Source organism: Candidatus Villigracilis affinis (assembly GCF_016705895.1).
Lineage (GTDB): Bacteria > Chloroflexota > Anaerolineae > Anaerolineales > Villigracilaceae > Villigracilis > Villigracilis affinis.
This window is the reverse complement of the sequence record NZ_JADJKT010000040.1, coordinates 162,112-177,172: the sequence shown is the minus strand read 5'-3', so window position 1 is coordinate 177,172 and position 15,061 is coordinate 162,112. Positions and strand designations below refer to the sequence as shown.

Here is a 15,061-nt window from a genome sequence, read left to right as displayed (position 1 = left end):
ATATTGAAAGAAATTATCGTGCGTATTTGTACAAACTTTGTTGGTTTTTGTCTTTCAACGCCCGCAGTGATAAAATAAAAGGAATGTCCATTATTCCGTCCATGCTTCCTGATTTTCGCGTTCGTCAACGGGATTATCTGCTTGAGATTTCGCGCCTGCTTACTGAGGAACTTGACCTTGAAAAGCTGCTTGCGCGCATTTTACGGGTCTCGATTGAAATGCTGGCCGGGCAGGCGGGACTTATCGCACTCAAACAACCCGACGGCTGGCGCGTCAGCGCGGCACATGGCATCGCCCCGGCATTTCTCTCCTACTTAACCCCGCTTCTTGCCGAGGAAAAGGTCCGCGAGTTGGACGTGCGTGAACTCAACCGCATGTTGAAGGAATTGACCTACACCGCCAGTATGGGGCTGCTCAACGGCACAGGCCTGCCCCTCGCCGCGCACGGACAAGTCATCGGCGTGATCTTTATTTTCCGTAATTACGCGGATCTTTTCACGCCCAATGATAGAACCCTGCTGCAATCCTTCGCAGATCAGGCCGCGATCGCTGTGTTCAATGCCCAGCTTTATGGACAGGTTTCCTATGAAAAGCAAAGACTGGCCGCATTGCTCGAATCTGCCGCGGATGGCATTTTGATTCTGGATGCCAACCTCGATATCGAAAGATGCAACGGCGCATTCGAAAAACTCTTTGGGCAAACCCGTGAAGAGATCACAGGCAAGAACCATTCCAGTATTATTAAATGGAAGAAAGAACCACAGGGCAGAACGCTCGAGGAATCCGTTGCCGGGAATTGGCCGTTGACTCCAAATGCCACCTTATATGTAGAAGGCGACCTCGCAAGACCTGCGCCTCCGCCGCTTCCGGTGGGGATTACATACGCGCCATTGCTTTCTGAAGAAGGCAAGCTTCGCAATGTCATTCTCAGCGTGCGTGATATTTCGCATTTCCGCACGGCCGATGAAATTAAAGCCACGTTCATTTCCATCGTCAGCCATGAGTTGCGGACGCCTGTCGCATTGATCAAAGGCTACGCGTCCACACTGCGGCGTGATGACGCGAAATGGGACAAGCACACCATCAGCGATTCGCTGGCAGTCATCGAAGAAGAGGCGGACCGTTTATCGAAGATGATCGATGACCTGCTGGATGCTTCGCGGTTGCAGGCGGGTGGTCTCAGCTTGAATCATGCCGATGTCGCCATACCCAGCCTTGCGTTAAGGGTGAGCGAGCGGTTTGCATCACAATCTCCAAAACACCGAATTATTACGGATTTCCCCGCGAATTTCCCAGTCATCCTCGGCGATGAAAATCGGTTGGAGCAAGTGGTTTCGAATCTAGTTTCCAATTCTTTGAAATATGCACCGAATGGTGAGATCAAGATCAGCGGTTCTGTGCGGCCCGAGCAGGTTATCATTTGTGTGAGCGATGAAGGGCCGGGGATAGAAGCCAAAGACCTGCCGCATATCTTCGATCGTTTTTACCGCTCAACCAATGCCGTAAAGCAGACAAAGGGTGCGGGGCTGGGGCTTTATCTCACGCGCGCCATCGTAGAAGCGCACGGCGGGCGCATTTGGGCTGACGCTTCGGCGGGCGCATCTGGTGCAAGAATCTGTTTTTCCCTCCCACGGTAGGTGGCGGTGTCCCTACGACCTAATGGTAAAATCAAAAATATAATCATATTAAAAGGATAACCTATGGCCTCCATTCCTCCTCGCAGCAAAATTGACAAAAAGTATAAGTGGAATTCCGAAAGCGTTTTTCCCAACGATAAAGCCTGGGAAAAGGAAGTTGAAAAGATCATCGCTGATATTCCAAGTGTGAAAAAATATCAGGGAACTCTGGGTGAAAGCGCGGCGGTTCTTCTAAAAGGTTTCAAGGCTTTTGAAGACCTTGTAGTGCGTGCGCAGAAAGCCTTCATGTATGCCAGCTTTGCCTATTCGGTTGACACCACCGATCAAAAAGCCGCGGGCATGCGCGCCAAGGCTGGCGGCATGTACGGGCAGGTGGCCTCTGTGGTTTCATTCCTTCAGCCTGAATTGCTTGAGATCGGAAAAGCCAAACTCGATAAATTCATTCAACAGGAAGCGAAGCTCGGCGCTTATAAGTTTTATATTGAGAATCTCTTCCGCAAGCAGGCGCACGTCCGTTCGGCGGAAGTGGAGGAAGTGCTTGGCATGGTGAGCGAGCCGCTCGGCGGTTTTTATAACTCCACCAGCATGTTGACCAATGCCGACTTCAAATTCAAGTCTATTAAAGACAGCAAGGGCAATACGCTGGATGTGGTGCAGGGAAATTACGACACACAGTTGATGGGCCTCGCTGACCGCAAGGCACGTAAAGCCGCTTACACCAATTACATGGATAAATATGTGGAGCACAAGAATACACTGGCGAGCAATCTGGCTCATAACATTCAAGCCAACGTGTTCAATATGCGCGTGCGCAAGCATGAGACCACGCTGGATGCATCGCTGTTCGACCTCAATATCAGCACTGATGTGTTCCACAACCTGATCAACACCTTCAAAAAGAACATTCCTGTCTGGCATCGCTATTTCAATATTCGCCGCAAGGCGCTTGGCTTGAAGAAGTTTGCCTACTACGATATCTGGGCTCCCATCGAAAAGAAGAAAGTGAAAATTCCATACGACAAAGCCGTGGATTTGATCTGCGAAGGCCTCGCCCCGCTTGGCAAGGAGTATGTGAGTATTGTCCGCCGTGCCTGCACCACCGAACGTTGGGTGGATGTGTATCCGAATCAAGGCAAGGGGCATGGTGCATTTTCTTCAGGCGCATATGGAACGCATCCGTTTATCATGATGAGCTACACCGATGAAATGGTGAGCATGAGCACGCTTGCACATGAACTCGGTCACTCGATGCACACCTACTTCACGAACAAGACCCAGCCTTTCATCAACACCGATTATTCGCTCTTCGTCGCTGAGGTTGCTTCCAATTTCAATCAAGCCCTGTTGCGTGGACATTTGCTCAACACTGTGAAGGATAAGAATTTCCAGATCGCATTGATCCTCGAAGCGGTGGGCAGTAACATGTTCCGCTACTTTTTCCAGATGCCAACCCTTGCCCGTTTTGAGTTGGAGACTCACCAGCGCGCCGAACGCGGCGAACCGTTGACCGCCGATTCTATGATCGACCTGATGGCTGATCTGTTTGCCGAGGGATTTGGTCCGCACTTTGACATGGACCGCGAACGCGTCGGTATGACTTGGAGCACGTTCCCGCATCTCTTCGCGGATTATTACGTCTATGCCTATGCCACGGGCATTTCTGGCGCACATGCGCTCGCTGGACGCATTTTGCGCGGCGAACCGAATGCCGTGGAAAATTATCTTGGCTTCCTCAAATCTGGTAATTCTGACTATTCCCTCAACGTTCTTAAGAAGGGCGGTGTTGACCTGACCACTCCCAAACCCGTCGAAGAAACCTTTGCCGTGATGGAAGGCTATATCGATCGTCTGGAAGAATTGTTGGGATAATAAAAAGCAGGTGACAGTCACTTCTAAAGTGACTGTCACCTTTAATCCAAATCGTAAATCGGAAATCTGATGCCCCAAACCACCATTTCATGTCCCCGTTGTAAACAAATGATTCCCGCGAACGTCGAGCAGTTGTTCGATGTGACGCACGAACCCGCCTCCAAGCAGCGCCTGTTGAGCGGACAGTCCAACCATGCCCGCTGTCAGTATTGTGGTTATGAAGGCCGCCTTGCAACACCCGTCGTATATCACGATAACGAAAAAGAACTGCTGCTGACCTTCTTCCCGTTTGAATTGGGTTTACCCGTCAACGAGCAGGAAAAAATGATCGGACCCTTGATCAAGCAGGTGATGGATCGTCTTCCGCCTGAAAAACGAAAAGGCTATTTACTTAGTCCGCAGGCCAACCTGACCTATGAATCGATGATCGAGACCATTCTCAACAAGGATGGAATTTCATCCGAGATGATCAAGACTCAGCAGGACCGCGTCATGCTGATCGAGAAGCTGATCCGCATGACCTCGGCAGATGCGCGCCTTGAGTTGATCAAGCAAAACGAAGCCGCCATCGATGAACAATTCTTCTCCCTGTTCAGCCGCATCGCGCAGAACGCCATGCAAAGCGGACAGGAATCCATTGCGCGGGCATTGATCGACCTGCAAAAACAATTGCTGGACGAAACCGCGTTTGGCCGTCAGCTGAAGGAATCTGTCGCGGAGCTTGAAGCCGCTCAAAAGGTCCTGCAGGATGCGGGGCAAAGTCTTACCCGCGAAACCCTGCTCGATTTCGTCCTCGAATCGCAGACTGATTCCCGTATCCGCGCTTATGTTTCGCTTGCGCGCGGCGGCATGGATTATGTCTTCTTCCAAAATCTTTCGGACAAAATCGAAAAGGCCTCTGGCGATGAAAAGGTACGGCTGGAAGGCATCCGCGAAAAACTGCTGGGATTTGTCGGCGATGTGGATAAGCAGATTGAAGCGCGCTTCAAACAGGCGCAGGACTTTGTTGAGTCGCTGCTGGCACAGGATGACATTGAAAAGGTCACACAAGAAAATATCGATAACTTCACCCAGGATTCTGTGGAAGTAGTCAATCAATTGCTGCGACAAGCTTCCGAGAAAAATGATTATGCCCGCATGGGTAAACTACAAAAAATGGTGCAGGTCTTGCAGGCTGCCAGTGCACCCCCGCCAGAGATCGCATTCATTGAGCAATTGCTCCAGGCTCCTGATGAAGCCGCTGTGGATGCGATGCTTGTGCAGAACGACGCCATGGTCAACCAGCAATTCGTGGATGCGTTGAGCGGCCTTGTCGCCCAGATGGATTCGCAAGGCGCGGAAAACCTCGAAGCCAAGGCAATGAGCGAAAAACTCACCGAGATTTACAGAGTTGCGTTGAAGCGAGTGATGAAAAAGAATATGGGATAGGGAAGGGGAATAAGAGGAAAGAAGTGAGAAGAGGCGGTCGCATCATGTGACCGCCTCTTCTCTTTTCGGAGTGCGGACTTCGGTCCGCGTTTTAGTTTTGTAGTTGAATGCTGATCGCGGTGTATTTTGAGCCGCCACGCATTCTACCGATAAACCCAAAGATGGCAAACATGGCGCCATACTTTTTCTTCATCAATGTTGTCACATGCTTGACCGCTTCGGACGATTCGTCTGTTTGGGCGTATGCTTGTGACCATTCACCGATGGGTTCACCTGAGCCTGTGCATGGCGCGATACGAATCTTGCCGTCCCTGCGAATCCGCCTGGCTTTGCCAGATCCAGCCTGGGTCCAGACAAGAAGCGTTTCTCCATCCTGCACAAACCAGACCGGGGTTTTGACGGCTTGTCCGTTTTTGCGGAGGGATTCGATGCTGAGATATTGTTGTTTTTCGAATTGCTTGAGTTTCATGGGAGACCTTTGTAGTTGTTGAATTTCCAGTCACTGAACCGCTGCCTGCCGATGTTGGAAAGCAGAAGGGTCATGCCGAATGTGATGAGGATGTTGGTGATGAAAAAGAAAAGCACTTCTTCGAGTGGAAGAATGCCGAAGAATAAAATGCCTGTGGTCTGTGCTTTTGAAATGGACCAGGTGGTCTCTTTGAGCGCGATAACATCCATCAGTGAGAGGTAGGTGCCAGGGACGAGGATGCTCAAGAATACCAGTTTGCGGTGATGCCAGAGGATGTCTGCACCGTAGAGCAGTTGCGGCAGGATGGCGGGAAGCGCCCAGAAAAGCGTGATGGAGAGATAGGTGATGGACTCGTTTGCACTGAAGAAGAGTGCTGTGAAGGTGACCCAAACAACGAACAGGATCAGCGCTGAGATGATTCGGATCGGTGTTGAAGATTGAAAACCAGTTGGTTCCGAAACTCTTCGCGCGAGGAACCACCACCACAGTCCGGAGAGAATCGTTTCAAGCACGAAGAAAGTATATTCTTCGATGGGGACATAACCGAAAACGATGCCTGTGACGAGGTCTGGGTTGTAAAACCATACACCCGTGGCGACGAGATAGTTATCCCACGGCGTGGTGTAGGTGACTGCCAGCAGAATGTGGACGAGGATTGCAACCCAAACCGCGCGGCCATTGTTGAAACCGAGGGTGGGGCGTTTGTTTTTATTGTCCCACCAGGTGATCGCAAGGAAGACGAAGATGGGGATGACGAGAAAACGTAGGAGGAAGCCGAAGTAAGTCATGGTGGAAGGATTAGAAATTAGGGGGTATGCGTAGCACTTTCATCATCACGCCTGGACGCGGTTCGAGGGTCGCACCCATATGCGCGTGGATTTTGTCTGCGTTCATTGGCTCAAATGAAAAGGTTTGTAATAGTCTGGCCATCACGATCCGCGCTTCAGCCTGACCGAAGGCCGCGCCGATGCATGCACGTGGGCCGCCGCCAAAGGGGATGTAGCTCATCGGCGGGGTCTTTCGTCCGTGGGCGAAACGCTCAGGGCAGAAATCGTCGGCGTTCTCCCAAACAGATGGGTCGCGGTGGGTGAGGTAGATGGAATAAAACATCCTTTCGCCAGCAGGGACCGTGCCTTCTGCAAATTCCATGTTCTCTGCCACGCGGCGATTGCCAATATGAATGGGCGGATACAGCCGCAAACTTTCCTTGATGATGTGGTCAAGCAGTGGTGACCTGTCTTTTGAGTTCACTTCTGAAACGACATGCGCATGTGTTTCAGGGTGCTGACCTAGCAGGGCAAAGATCCATGCCAACAGGGCAGTGGATGTGTCGTGCCCGGCGATCATCATCGTCAACATTTGGTCACGGATTACCTTGTCCGTTAAGCCCGCGTCAATTAAATGCTGTAACAGGTCTTGGTGTGTTTCTTTCGTCTTTCTTCTTTCATTAATGATCTCAAACAAATAGTCATCCAACTCGCGCAACGGCTTGCGGAACCCGAAACGCGGAATGTTTCGCCAGATGATCCACGCGCCCGGAGAGATGAAATCGATCGCTTTGAGGATCGGATTCCAGATGCGCGGCAAGTCTTTCCAGACATCTTTACTGAACAAGGTTTGCATGATGATGAGCAGGGCGATCTTGCGACTTTCGACGAGCATATCCACTGTATCGCCGTTTTTCCATTGTGAAGTGACCCGGTCGGTCTGTCCGATCATCATTTGCGTATAGCCAGAGAGGTTCGACGGGTGCAACGGCGGTTCCATGAGTTCACGATAGCGGTCATGTTCCTCGCCATCGGTGATGAGTACACCACGCCCCAGCAGATCGGTCACGGGGTCGGTGTTGCGCCAAAGGAGTTTGTCCCGTTCGGTCACAAGCACTTTGCGGGCCGCCTCCGGACCGAAGACAACATAGGGACGAAAGCCTGGAAGCGGAATTTGAAAGAAGCGCCCGACATGTTGGGCCATCACTTTTAATGGGCCAAGAGGCGATCTTGTTTCGAAGAGCGCGCGCATTGCGGCGCGCCCGAGTTCAGGTGTGATTTTTGAATTCATGGTTGAAGGTTTGAAATATCCTTGGTCATGTAAAGAACGAGATCGTCATCCACGATAACGTTTTCACCGTATTTGAGATGATGGCCTTTTTTGTAAAGTCCACGCCCATCAGGGATGTAGCCGCGGCGGGCATACATGCGTTGGGCTGATCCATAATCAGTGGTCAGTCCCACGCCGATCCCTGCGATCGGGCTGACTTTGGCAACTTCGGCTTCCGCCAGATCCATTAACTGCGTGCCGATTCCACGCCTGCGGAATTTCGGCAAAACATTGAAGTCGCTGATCTCGGGAATGTTCTTTTCAACGAAAGGCGCATAATCTGGAAAGCCCACCCAGATGGTGAGATAACCCGCGAATTCCCCGCCGACGAAAGCGACAATGACAATGCGGTCACCGAGAAATTGCTCAACTAAATAACCTTCGTATTGATGGGCGGGTTTATTCCAGCCAAGTTCTTGAAAAGCCTGCACGATTTCTGGGATATCGTTTTCTCCCATTTGTCGAAATGTAACTTCAAGTTTTTCCATTTGCATTCCATCGTTCTTTCGACTCGCCGTATGCCGCAAGGGTTCGATTCTTATCGCGTGTGATGATCGGCCTCACCGGATAACCGCTTACTTTGATTTCTTTTTCCCACGGCGCGTGAATTTCCTTTGCGTTCAATCCGCGCAGTTCATGGACCCATTTGCGAATGTAATCGCCGTTTGGGTCGAATTTCGCGCTTTGCAGAACGGGGTTGAAGATTCTGAAATAAGGCGCGGCGTCGGTGCCAGTGCCTGCCGTCCATTGCCAGCCGCCGTTGTTCGCGGCGGGGTCGCCATCGAGCAGATTTTCCATGAACCATGCTTCGCCCCAGCGCCAGTCGATCAACAGGTCTTTCACTAAAAACGAAGCCACGATCATGCGTGCGCGATTGTGCATCCAACCTGTTTCCTTCAACTGACGCATCGCCGCATCCACAATGGGCACACCCGTTTTGCCTTCTTTCCATTTTTCGAATTCATCAGAGTCATTTCGCCATGGGATATTTGCCAACGCTGCATTAAATGCCCGATGACTGACGTACGGGAAATGATACAAGATCTGGATGTAGAACTCGCGCCAGATCAATTCGTTCAACCAGATTTCAGCGCCTCGGGACTCCGCCGAAGCCTGCCTCGCCGTGCTGACAGCTTGTCTCAGCCCGAGCATTCCAAACCGCAGGTACGGCGAAAGCGATGACGTGCCATCCAGATCCATGCGGTTGCGGGTCTCGTCGTAAGAATGGATTCGTTTGTAGGCAAAGTCTTCAAGCCGCACGAGCGCTTCCTGCTCGCCTGCAGGGAAAAGCGGATTCACACTGAAAGCGGGAATTAATTCTGATGAATCCCAACAGGTGTGGAGATCGATTTTGGCGCGGGAACAACCTCAATTTTATTTAATTGCGCCTTCCATGTTTTGGAATAAGGCGTGTAAATCGTGTACGGTTTGCCATCCTGCTTGAGCACATCTTTTGGATGATGGACAGTTTGTCCATGAAGCAATTTCAGAGGCAGTTCGTTTCCGATGCGTGAGTCGCGTTTGCGGGCGTAGGGTGTGAAATCCTCTTCGGCGAAGATCGCTTCTGCTTTTGTTTGCTGGAGCAGTTGCCGCAGTATTTCAACGGGTTTACCTGTGCGGAGGACAAGATAAGAGCCGCGCTGTTTCAAATCCTGGTCGAGGGCGTGCAGGCCTTCGTAGAGGAAACTTCGTCGGCGCGGAGATTGAGAGGAAAATGCCGGGTCGAGGATAAAGACTGGGATGACGTCACCAGCCCTCAGCGCGGAGTGAAGCGCAATATTATCCGTCAGCCTTAAGTCGCGGCGAATCCACCAGATCGAAGTCATGCGAATTGACGCTCCATATTTTTTCCGTTGATCTTGAGTCTGATGCTGTTGTTACGGTCGATATCAAGTTTGCCTGTGTTGCCCGTGTTGTCACTGAAATTGAGGAAGCCGTACGCGCGGATGCGGGTGCGGCCAATGAGCGAGAGCGCAAGTTCGCTGGTGAGAACCCCTGTGAGTTCGGCGGTGTACGCACCCGATGTGAAATTGAATTTGGATGGGGCGGGCATGCCGAGTCCGCGCAGGCCGACCGTGGTGCCAGTGATCTCTTCGCTGCCTGAGAAAATATCGCCATTGGGCATGGTGGCTGTATAAGTGATAAGGTAATGCGGCGAAGTGGATATCAGTTTTGCGGTGACATTCGCGCCTGTGAGCGGGTCTGGCTCGGATATCTCCGCGCCTGTGGAGTTGAATTGCGGCTGGTAATAGGCGCGTCCAAAAGAGGTTGATGAGGTGACGGCATACATGGCAATGTTAGCCAGCGCCTGTTCGGTTTTCCCCGCCGCAATAAGCTCGGGGATGGACATCAACCAACGGGTCTTGTGCATGCGGCGTACCACGTAGCCGAGCAGGGTGATGCCTGCAGGGGGTAACTCGTAGCGGGTGATGTTTTCGGGCATGGTCAACTCCTGAACCATTATTAACCACAAAGGCTTCAAGCTTTGAATTATTTTGTATCTTTTGCCTGAGACACTTTGTGGTTGATTTATTAATCCGATGCGGGAACGGGCGCGGCTTTGCTTTGCTTCAACGTGGCGACGATGGGGTGGTTATAGATCATGATGAAGACATAAATGCTGACGCCGACCATGACAACCGCACCAAATGCACCAGGCGCCCATGTGCCGATCTGTTGCAGTAGAACGCCGCCCAAAAGCGGAGCAATGATGCGTGTGGAGCTTTCCACTGCGGCAGACAACCCAAGGATGCCGCCGACTTCCTGCGGAGCAACGGCTTTGGTGAGTGTGCTGGAAAGCAAGGTGTTGAGCAGGCCGCCTGATAAGGCGGTGGGAGTCATGATGATATACAGCCACAGCACCGATGGAGCCAGCGCCCAACCCAGCAGGGAAATTCCCATCAAGACGACGGAGGCTGTGATGAGTACATCTTCACGGAAGCGGCTGGTGAGACGGCCAACGAGGAATCCCTGCACGATGACTGAGAGCACGCCGACATAGGTTAGGACAAAGCCCGTGTCGCGCGCAGTGAGGTTGAATTTAGCCAACGCATACAAAGAGAATATCGTTTGGAAGATCGCAAAGGCGAGGCCAAAGAAGAAGCGGGTGATGAGCAGGGAACCAGTGAACGGGCGCTGGAACGCAACCAGCAAAGCGTTCAAAGTAACGGCGGGCCGTTTTTCGTTCATTTGGCTGCGCTTTTCTTCGGTGAGTGATTCAGGCAGCCAGGCATAAATGAGAATGAGATTGATGAATGAGATTGCCGCTGCGGCAAAGGCGGGCACAGCGTAACCCCATTGGCTGAGCAATCCGCCGGTGACGGGGCCGATGATGAAGCCGAGGCCGAAGGCTGCGCCGATCATACCCAAACCTTTTGAGCGGCTCTTCTCGTCGGTCACATCGGATATGTAGGCCTGAGCCACGCTCAAATTGCCGCCTGTTAGGCCATCCAAAATACGGCTGGCGAAGAGCATCCACAAGGCATTGGCGAAGCCGAGCAGCAAAAAACCAAGGAAGGTCCCGAAGACACTGAGCAGCAAAACGGGGCGGCGACCGAAACGGTCAGAGAGGCGGCCGAGAATCGGTGCACCGATCAATTGCATTACCGCGTAGGAAGCGATCAAAATTCCCGTGGTGGTTTCATTGGCTTTGAAAGTCTCTGCGTAATAAGGCAGAAGCGGCAAGATCAGGCTGAATCCGAGCAGGTCGATAAATACGACAAGGATGATCGAGAAGAGACGTTTGTTATTCATAATTTCCTTTTTAAGCGGCGAGCAATTCTTTATTCATGGTCTCCAGCAATTCGAGAATTTCCGCGTTTGCTGGAATATCGCGCGCGTCATGCCCATAATGGACGAAGCGCGCGATCCCATTTTTATCAATAGTTACCTGGGCGGGCATGCGTCCAAACTTGAAGAGATTGACCTCCTGCCCGTAGCGTTTCAAGACCGTATGGCCGGGGTCAGGCAGTCCGATGAAAGGCAGGGAATTGCTGTTCCAATACAACGAAAATGCGAGGCTGTTTTCGGGGCCGACCACCACGATCACGGTGTCTTGTGCTGTGAATTTGTCATAATCCTGGCGCAACTGCGCCATGTGCCGTCGGCAGTAGGGTCAGAAAAAGCCGCGATTGAAAACCAGAAGGACATTCTTCTTTGTTTGGAAATCTGTGAGATTAATTTCGTTTCCGTTGAAATCGGTCAGCGTGAAATTTGGTGCGGGCTTATTGAGTTCGGCGCGGCTCATACAGGGATCACCAGGATGACTCCGAAAATGATTTCAACCACAAGACTGATGACATTGGATTGAGTAACGGATTTATCCACGAACATGGAGATGCCGCGCACCAGCGCAATGCCTAGATAGGCAATGCCGAGCATGGCATATGCCACAGGTGAATTAAGAAATAGGGGCGCGGCGCCAAGGGCGATGAAGAATCCGCCCAGCACAGCGCGGATCTCGGTAATGCCGCGTCCACCTTCGGGACGGAGGCCCGTAAATCCCGTCACTGACTCTGGCTTGAAGAGTGAAACCAACCCTGTGAGGATGGTGGCGATTGCTGCGATGATTTGCAAAATTTGAACGATCATTGTTTTCCTGAATTTAATAGACTTGATATTTATGAAGCCATGTTGGCCTGGGATCGCTGTATGTGAAAATTACAGACGGGGAATTAATACGGGCGTGTTCTTTTTGTAGGTTTCGTAATCTTCCTGCCCGCCCCATTTTTGGTCGGCTTTTTTCTCGAGTAGGGGAATGCCACTGACGCGTGTCAAGAGCAGAGTGACGAACAGAGGAGAGATCAGCGCAAACCATTGCCAGCCTTGCAAAACAGGGACGGCGATCACTGCAATACCGATCCAGAGAACGATCTCACCAAAATAATTTGGGTGACGCGATCGAGCCCACAAGCCTGTCTGAATGAATTTGCCTTTATTTGCAGGATCCGCGTTGAAGCGGCTTTTTTGAGAATCAGCCACAACCTCGAATACAAATCCGAAAACCCAGATCAGAAGGCCGATGATGGCAAATGCATCCAATTCTTTTCTGTTGCTTGTCGTAATGGCGACCAGCGCGGCGGCCATGGTGAACGTCACCCATAAGCCTTGAATGGTCCAAACGTTTAGGAAGCGGATAAAGGATGGTTTGATTTCATCAAAACGGTCATCCTTGCCTGCTTTTTTAATTCGGCCGAACAGGAAGCTGCCCAGACGAACCGCCCAGATGATCACAAGCGCCGCGAGAAGGATCGACCTGCCATCAACGCCTGCACTGAAAAGGATCGCGATGATAATGACCGAAATGTATGTGAGGCTGCCGGTCAGGTCGAAGAATTTTTCAGTCTGCATCAAATAAGCAGGGATAAAGACCAGCCACTGGATGAGAAAGGCCAGCCCAACTGACAAGGCAAATAATGGAACTCCAGCAATCAAAGCTCCGCCCTGACTGCCCGCCAAGGCGACCAGAATGCCGATCAATATCAAAATGGGAAATGCGATAAGCGCGTTGCGATCTGTTGTCTTCATGAATGGTTTCCTTTTTTGGCTCTCCCGTTTCTGACGGGATTGAACTACAAAGAGAATCTTTTTGCCGCGAATTACATGGATTTTCGCGAATTTGATTTTGAAATTCGCGGCTAAGGTCTTCCGCTGTCCCGGTAAAAACGGGAGAGCATCTTTTTTTAATTTTGGCGGTGCAGGATTAAAACCCGCGTTTCTGACCCTGCCACGGGGCTGGGGTGTCGTTAAGGAATTCTTCCACACTGGGGCCGCGCAACTGGGCGAGACGCCATGTGCCGTATAAATAACTCAACGCCAATAACAGGATCGTGGCGGGCCAGCCAGTGATGAAGTTGACCATGGTCAATGAATTGACATCTGCATTTTGAAAAAATAAAAACTGTAATAGCAGGCGGGCGGCAAAGAAAACTGCCCATGCGAAAGTCACTTCGCTGTATGCAGGCATCACCAGTGCATGCCAGTACCAGTCGAGCGGCCAGCGGCGAGCTAGGTAACTGCTCCATGCCATCATGGGGCGGCGAATGACCAGACTTAAGACCGTCAACAGCAGAGTCATGCTTCCACTGACGAGCCCGGGCAGAAAGAATCCCTCTGACCTTCCAAGGAACCAGGCGATGCCGATGGCGGCCACCACACTACCCACACCGGCCAGAGCGTAAACCAATGATTGTCTGCGAATGACTCGAATAACTGCAAAGATGATGGAAACGATCAGCGCGCTCCACATTGCGGCTTGAAAATTGACCAGACCGTTGACCATCAAAAAGATGATCGGCGGAAGGATCGCATCCAGGAAGGAGTTGCGCCCTGTTAAGACCGTTTGCAACTCTTCGAGGAGCTCACGCCCTTTGCCGGGCTGGGGAATGATCTTTTCAGGCATGCTTCCCGAGCCAGAACTTGCGCCAATCATTGCCGCTGTTTTGCAATGCGATGAAGGCATAGAGACTGCCAGCGAAGAAGCCGAGGGTCATCATGGCTACTGTCCACAGGATGGCGACAGGCAGGGACTTTTCACGATAGATGATCCATGCCGAGAAGAGGGTGAAGCCAGTGTACAAGTCTACAAGGGAGACAATGCCCCACGGCATGGAGGCCAGTTGGCTGCCTTCGCCGAAAAAATCTCCAATGGTGAATCCGTAGATGAGTACTGCGGTCATGGCAAGCATGCCAAGAATGGAAATGAGTTTTGCAATTTTCATGAACTTATTCCTTTGAAATGCAGGCAAACCCCAGTGCGCCGATGCCGAGATGTGCGCCAAGCACCGGTGTGATCTGCACAATTGAAACTTCGCCGTTTGGCAGGAAGGCGCGTATATTTTCGCGTAACGCTTCGGCTTCCTCTTGAACACCGGCATGCAGGATTGCCAGTTTTTCGTAGGGCGCGTATTCTTCCAGCCAGGAAAGCAGGCGTTCGGTTGCGCGCTTTTGGGTGCGGGTGCGATGGGCGGTGGCTTTTCCCATGTGCATATGAAGCAGGGGTTTGACTTGCAATAGCTCACCGAATTTCGCAATGGCAAAATTCATTCGTCCGCTGCGGCGCAGATATTCGAGTGTTTTTAGAGAGGCGAAGACGTAGGTGCGTTTCATCACTTCCTGCAGGGTTGAAGTGATCTCTTCGATCTTTTTCCCGGCTTTGGCCATGATCGCCGCTTTTTCAACGAGAAAACCTGTCCCGAGGCTGAGCTGGCTTGAATCGAGCACGGTGACGGGGATGCGGGTGAATTGCAGGGCGGCAATGCGTGCCGAATTGATCGTTGCGCTTAACGTCTCCGAGATGTGAATGGACAGGATGGCTTGTGCGCCTTCGTCAGCGAGGCGGTTGAAAACCCTGGTAAATACATCAGGCCCGGGCGCGGCGGTTTTCGGTGACGGGGAGTAGCTAGGTAATTGGGTGTAGAACTCGCTGCGGGTGAGGTCAACACCATCCAAAAAGGTTTGGTCGCCCAAATTGATATTCAACGGAATTACGGTAATGGATTGTTGATCTGTAATTTCTTCAGGTAGGTCACAAGTGCTGTCAGTAACGATGCGGACGCTCATG

At 51.6% G+C, this 15,061-nt stretch carries 17 protein-coding genes and 1 pseudogene; 3 read left to right on the top strand and 15 right to left on the bottom strand.

Features of this window, described 5'->3' with window-relative positions; translation table 11 throughout:
- Nucleotides 1-83: 83 nt before the first annotated feature.
- The 3 genes from IPI86_RS23580 (at nt 84) to IPI86_RS23570 (ending at nt 4,934) form a co-directional block, all read left to right on the top strand.
- Nucleotides 84-1,637 carry an ATP-binding protein gene (locus tag IPI86_RS23580; protein ID WP_345300481.1) on the top strand — a complete coding sequence of 518 codons (1,554 nt, stop codon included), beginning with the start codon at nt 84-86 and terminating at the stop codon, nt 1,635-1,637.
- Between the two features lie 63 nt (nt 1,638-1,700).
- A complete protein-coding gene (pepF, locus tag IPI86_RS23575; protein ID WP_345300480.1) occupies nt 1,701-3,506 on the top strand; it encodes an oligoendopeptidase F in 1,806 nt (601 codons plus the stop codon).
- Between the two features lie 69 nt (nt 3,507-3,575).
- On the top strand, nt 3,576-4,934 hold the full coding sequence (locus tag IPI86_RS23570) for a CpXC domain-containing protein (RefSeq protein ID WP_345300479.1): 1,359 nt from the start codon (nt 3,576-3,578) through the stop codon (nt 4,932-4,934).
- Between the two features lie 91 nt (nt 4,935-5,025).
- Here IPI86_RS23570 and IPI86_RS23565 read toward each other — a convergent pair whose 3' ends face one another.
- The 15 genes and pseudogenes from IPI86_RS23565 to IPI86_RS23495 all read right to left on the bottom strand — a co-directional run bounded on the left by IPI86_RS23565 (nt 5,026) and on the right by IPI86_RS23495 (nt 15,060).
- Nucleotides 5,026-5,403 (bottom strand): PPOX class F420-dependent oxidoreductase, encoded by a 378-nt coding sequence (locus IPI86_RS23565; RefSeq protein ID WP_345300478.1) that lies wholly within the window; start codon nt 5,401-5,403, stop codon nt 5,026-5,028.
- The gene (locus IPI86_RS23560; protein WP_345300477.1) at nt 5,400-6,191 is read right to left on the bottom strand and encodes a lycopene cyclase domain-containing protein; all 792 of its coding nucleotides are present in this window, start codon (nt 6,189-6,191) and stop codon (nt 5,400-5,402) included. Before IPI86_RS23560 ends, IPI86_RS23565 begins: the two co-directional genes overlap by 4 nt.
- A 10-nt stretch (nt 6,192-6,201) precedes the next feature.
- Nucleotides 6,202-7,461, bottom strand: a complete 1,260-nt coding sequence (locus IPI86_RS23555) for a cytochrome P450 (protein WP_345300476.1) — start codon at nt 7,459-7,461, stop codon at nt 6,202-6,204.
- Nucleotides 7,458-7,988, bottom strand: coding sequence for a GNAT family N-acetyltransferase (locus IPI86_RS23550; RefSeq protein WP_345300475.1), 531 nt, complete (start codon nt 7,986-7,988; stop codon nt 7,458-7,460). Before IPI86_RS23550 ends, IPI86_RS23555 begins: the two co-directional genes overlap by 4 nt.
- Entirely contained in the window at nt 7,975-8,799 is an 825-nt protein-coding gene (locus IPI86_RS23545) for a deoxyribodipyrimidine photo-lyase (protein WP_345300474.1), read from the bottom strand. The genes IPI86_RS23550 and IPI86_RS23545 overlap by 14 nt, the downstream gene beginning before the upstream one ends.
- 14 nt (nt 8,800-8,813) lie before the next feature.
- Nucleotides 8,814-9,326 (bottom strand): deoxyribodipyrimidine photo-lyase, encoded by a 513-nt coding sequence (locus IPI86_RS23540; RefSeq protein ID WP_345300473.1) that lies wholly within the window; start codon nt 9,324-9,326, stop codon nt 8,814-8,816.
- Nucleotides 9,323-9,943, bottom strand: coding sequence for a hypothetical protein (locus tag IPI86_RS23535; RefSeq protein WP_345300472.1), 621 nt, complete (start codon nt 9,941-9,943; stop codon nt 9,323-9,325). The genes IPI86_RS23540 and IPI86_RS23535 overlap by 4 nt, the downstream gene beginning before the upstream one ends.
- A gap of 89 nt (nt 9,944-10,032) precedes the next feature.
- Nucleotides 10,033-11,253 (bottom strand): MFS transporter, encoded by a 1,221-nt coding sequence (locus IPI86_RS23530; protein WP_345300471.1) that lies wholly within the window; start codon nt 11,251-11,253, stop codon nt 10,033-10,035.
- Between the two features lie 10 nt (nt 11,254-11,263).
- Nucleotides 11,264-11,602 (bottom strand): annotated as a pseudogene (locus tag IPI86_RS23525) (alkyl hydroperoxide reductase); the annotation flags it as partial.
- A 12-nt stretch (nt 11,603-11,614) separates the two neighbouring features.
- Nucleotides 11,615-11,746, bottom strand: coding sequence for a hypothetical protein (locus IPI86_RS23520; protein WP_345300470.1), 132 nt, complete (start codon nt 11,744-11,746; stop codon nt 11,615-11,617).
- Nucleotides 11,743-12,090, bottom strand: coding sequence for a DUF4345 family protein (locus IPI86_RS23515; RefSeq protein WP_345300469.1), 348 nt, complete (start codon nt 12,088-12,090; stop codon nt 11,743-11,745). The genes IPI86_RS23520 and IPI86_RS23515 overlap by 4 nt, the downstream gene beginning before the upstream one ends.
- 69 nt (nt 12,091-12,159) lie before the next feature.
- Nucleotides 12,160-13,026: a DUF1295 domain-containing protein gene (locus IPI86_RS23510; protein ID WP_345300468.1), complete on the bottom strand. Its 867-nt coding sequence runs from the start codon at nt 13,024-13,026 to the stop codon at nt 12,160-12,162.
- A 175-nt stretch (nt 13,027-13,201) separates the two neighbouring features.
- Nucleotides 13,202-13,900 (bottom strand): DUF3159 domain-containing protein, encoded by a 699-nt coding sequence (locus tag IPI86_RS23505; protein WP_345300467.1) that lies wholly within the window; start codon nt 13,898-13,900, stop codon nt 13,202-13,204.
- On the bottom strand, nt 13,893-14,219 hold the full coding sequence (locus IPI86_RS23500; RefSeq protein ID WP_345300466.1) for a DUF1475 family protein: 327 nt from the start codon (nt 14,217-14,219) through the stop codon (nt 13,893-13,895). The genes IPI86_RS23505 and IPI86_RS23500 overlap by 8 nt, the downstream gene beginning before the upstream one ends.
- 4 nt (nt 14,220-14,223) lie before the next feature.
- A complete protein-coding gene (locus IPI86_RS23495; protein WP_345300465.1) occupies nt 14,224-15,060 on the bottom strand; it encodes a DegV family protein in 837 nt (278 codons plus the stop codon).
- Nucleotide 15,061: the final 1 nt, after the last annotated feature.

Excerpts from the sequence above, each read along its gene's own strand:
- IPI86_RS23510 (WP_345300468.1), bottom strand. The coding sequence starts at position 13,026 with ATGAAGACAACAGATCGCAACGCGCTTATCGCATTTCCCATTTTGATA.
- IPI86_RS23550 (WP_345300475.1), bottom strand. The coding sequence starts at position 7,988 with ATGGAAAAACTTGAAGTTACATTTCGACAAATGGGAGAAAACGATATC.
- IPI86_RS23570 (WP_345300479.1), top strand. The coding sequence starts at position 3,576 with ATGCCCCAAACCACCATTTCATGTCCCCGTTGTAAACAAATGATTCCC.
- IPI86_RS23540 (WP_345300473.1), bottom strand. The coding sequence starts at position 9,326 with ATGACTTCGATCTGGTGGATTCGCCGCGACTTAAGGCTGACGGATAAT.
- IPI86_RS23495 (WP_345300465.1), bottom strand. The coding sequence starts at position 15,060 with ATGAGCGTCCGCATCGTTACTGACAGCACTTGTGACCTACCTGAAGAA.
- IPI86_RS23520 (WP_345300470.1), bottom strand. The coding sequence starts at position 11,746 with ATGAGCCGCGCCGAACTCAATAAGCCCGCACCAAATTTCACGCTGACC.
- IPI86_RS23505 (WP_345300467.1), bottom strand. The coding sequence starts at position 13,900 with ATGCCTGAAAAGATCATTCCCCAGCCCGGCAAAGGGCGTGAGCTCCTC.
- IPI86_RS23580 (WP_345300481.1), top strand. The coding sequence starts at position 84 with ATGTCCATTATTCCGTCCATGCTTCCTGATTTTCGCGTTCGTCAACGG.
- IPI86_RS23500 (WP_345300466.1), bottom strand. The coding sequence starts at position 14,219 with ATGAAAATTGCAAAACTCATTTCCATTCTTGGCATGCTTGCCATGACC.
- IPI86_RS23565 (WP_345300478.1), bottom strand. The coding sequence starts at position 5,403 with ATGAAACTCAAGCAATTCGAAAAACAACAATATCTCAGCATCGAATCC.
- IPI86_RS23530 (WP_345300471.1), bottom strand. The coding sequence starts at position 11,253 with ATGAATAACAAACGTCTCTTCTCGATCATCCTTGTCGTATTTATCGAC.
- IPI86_RS23535 (WP_345300472.1), bottom strand. The coding sequence starts at position 9,943 with ATGCCCGAAAACATCACCCGCTACGAGTTACCCCCTGCAGGCATCACC.
- pepF (WP_345300480.1), top strand. The coding sequence starts at position 1,701 with ATGGCCTCCATTCCTCCTCGCAGCAAAATTGACAAAAAGTATAAGTGG.
- IPI86_RS23515 (WP_345300469.1), bottom strand. The coding sequence starts at position 12,090 with ATGATCGTTCAAATTTTGCAAATCATCGCAGCAATCGCCACCATCCTC.
- IPI86_RS23560 (WP_345300477.1), bottom strand. The coding sequence starts at position 6,191 with ATGACTTACTTCGGCTTCCTCCTACGTTTTCTCGTCATCCCCATCTTC.
- IPI86_RS23555 (WP_345300476.1), bottom strand. The coding sequence starts at position 7,461 with ATGAATTCAAAAATCACACCTGAACTCGGGCGCGCCGCAATGCGCGCG.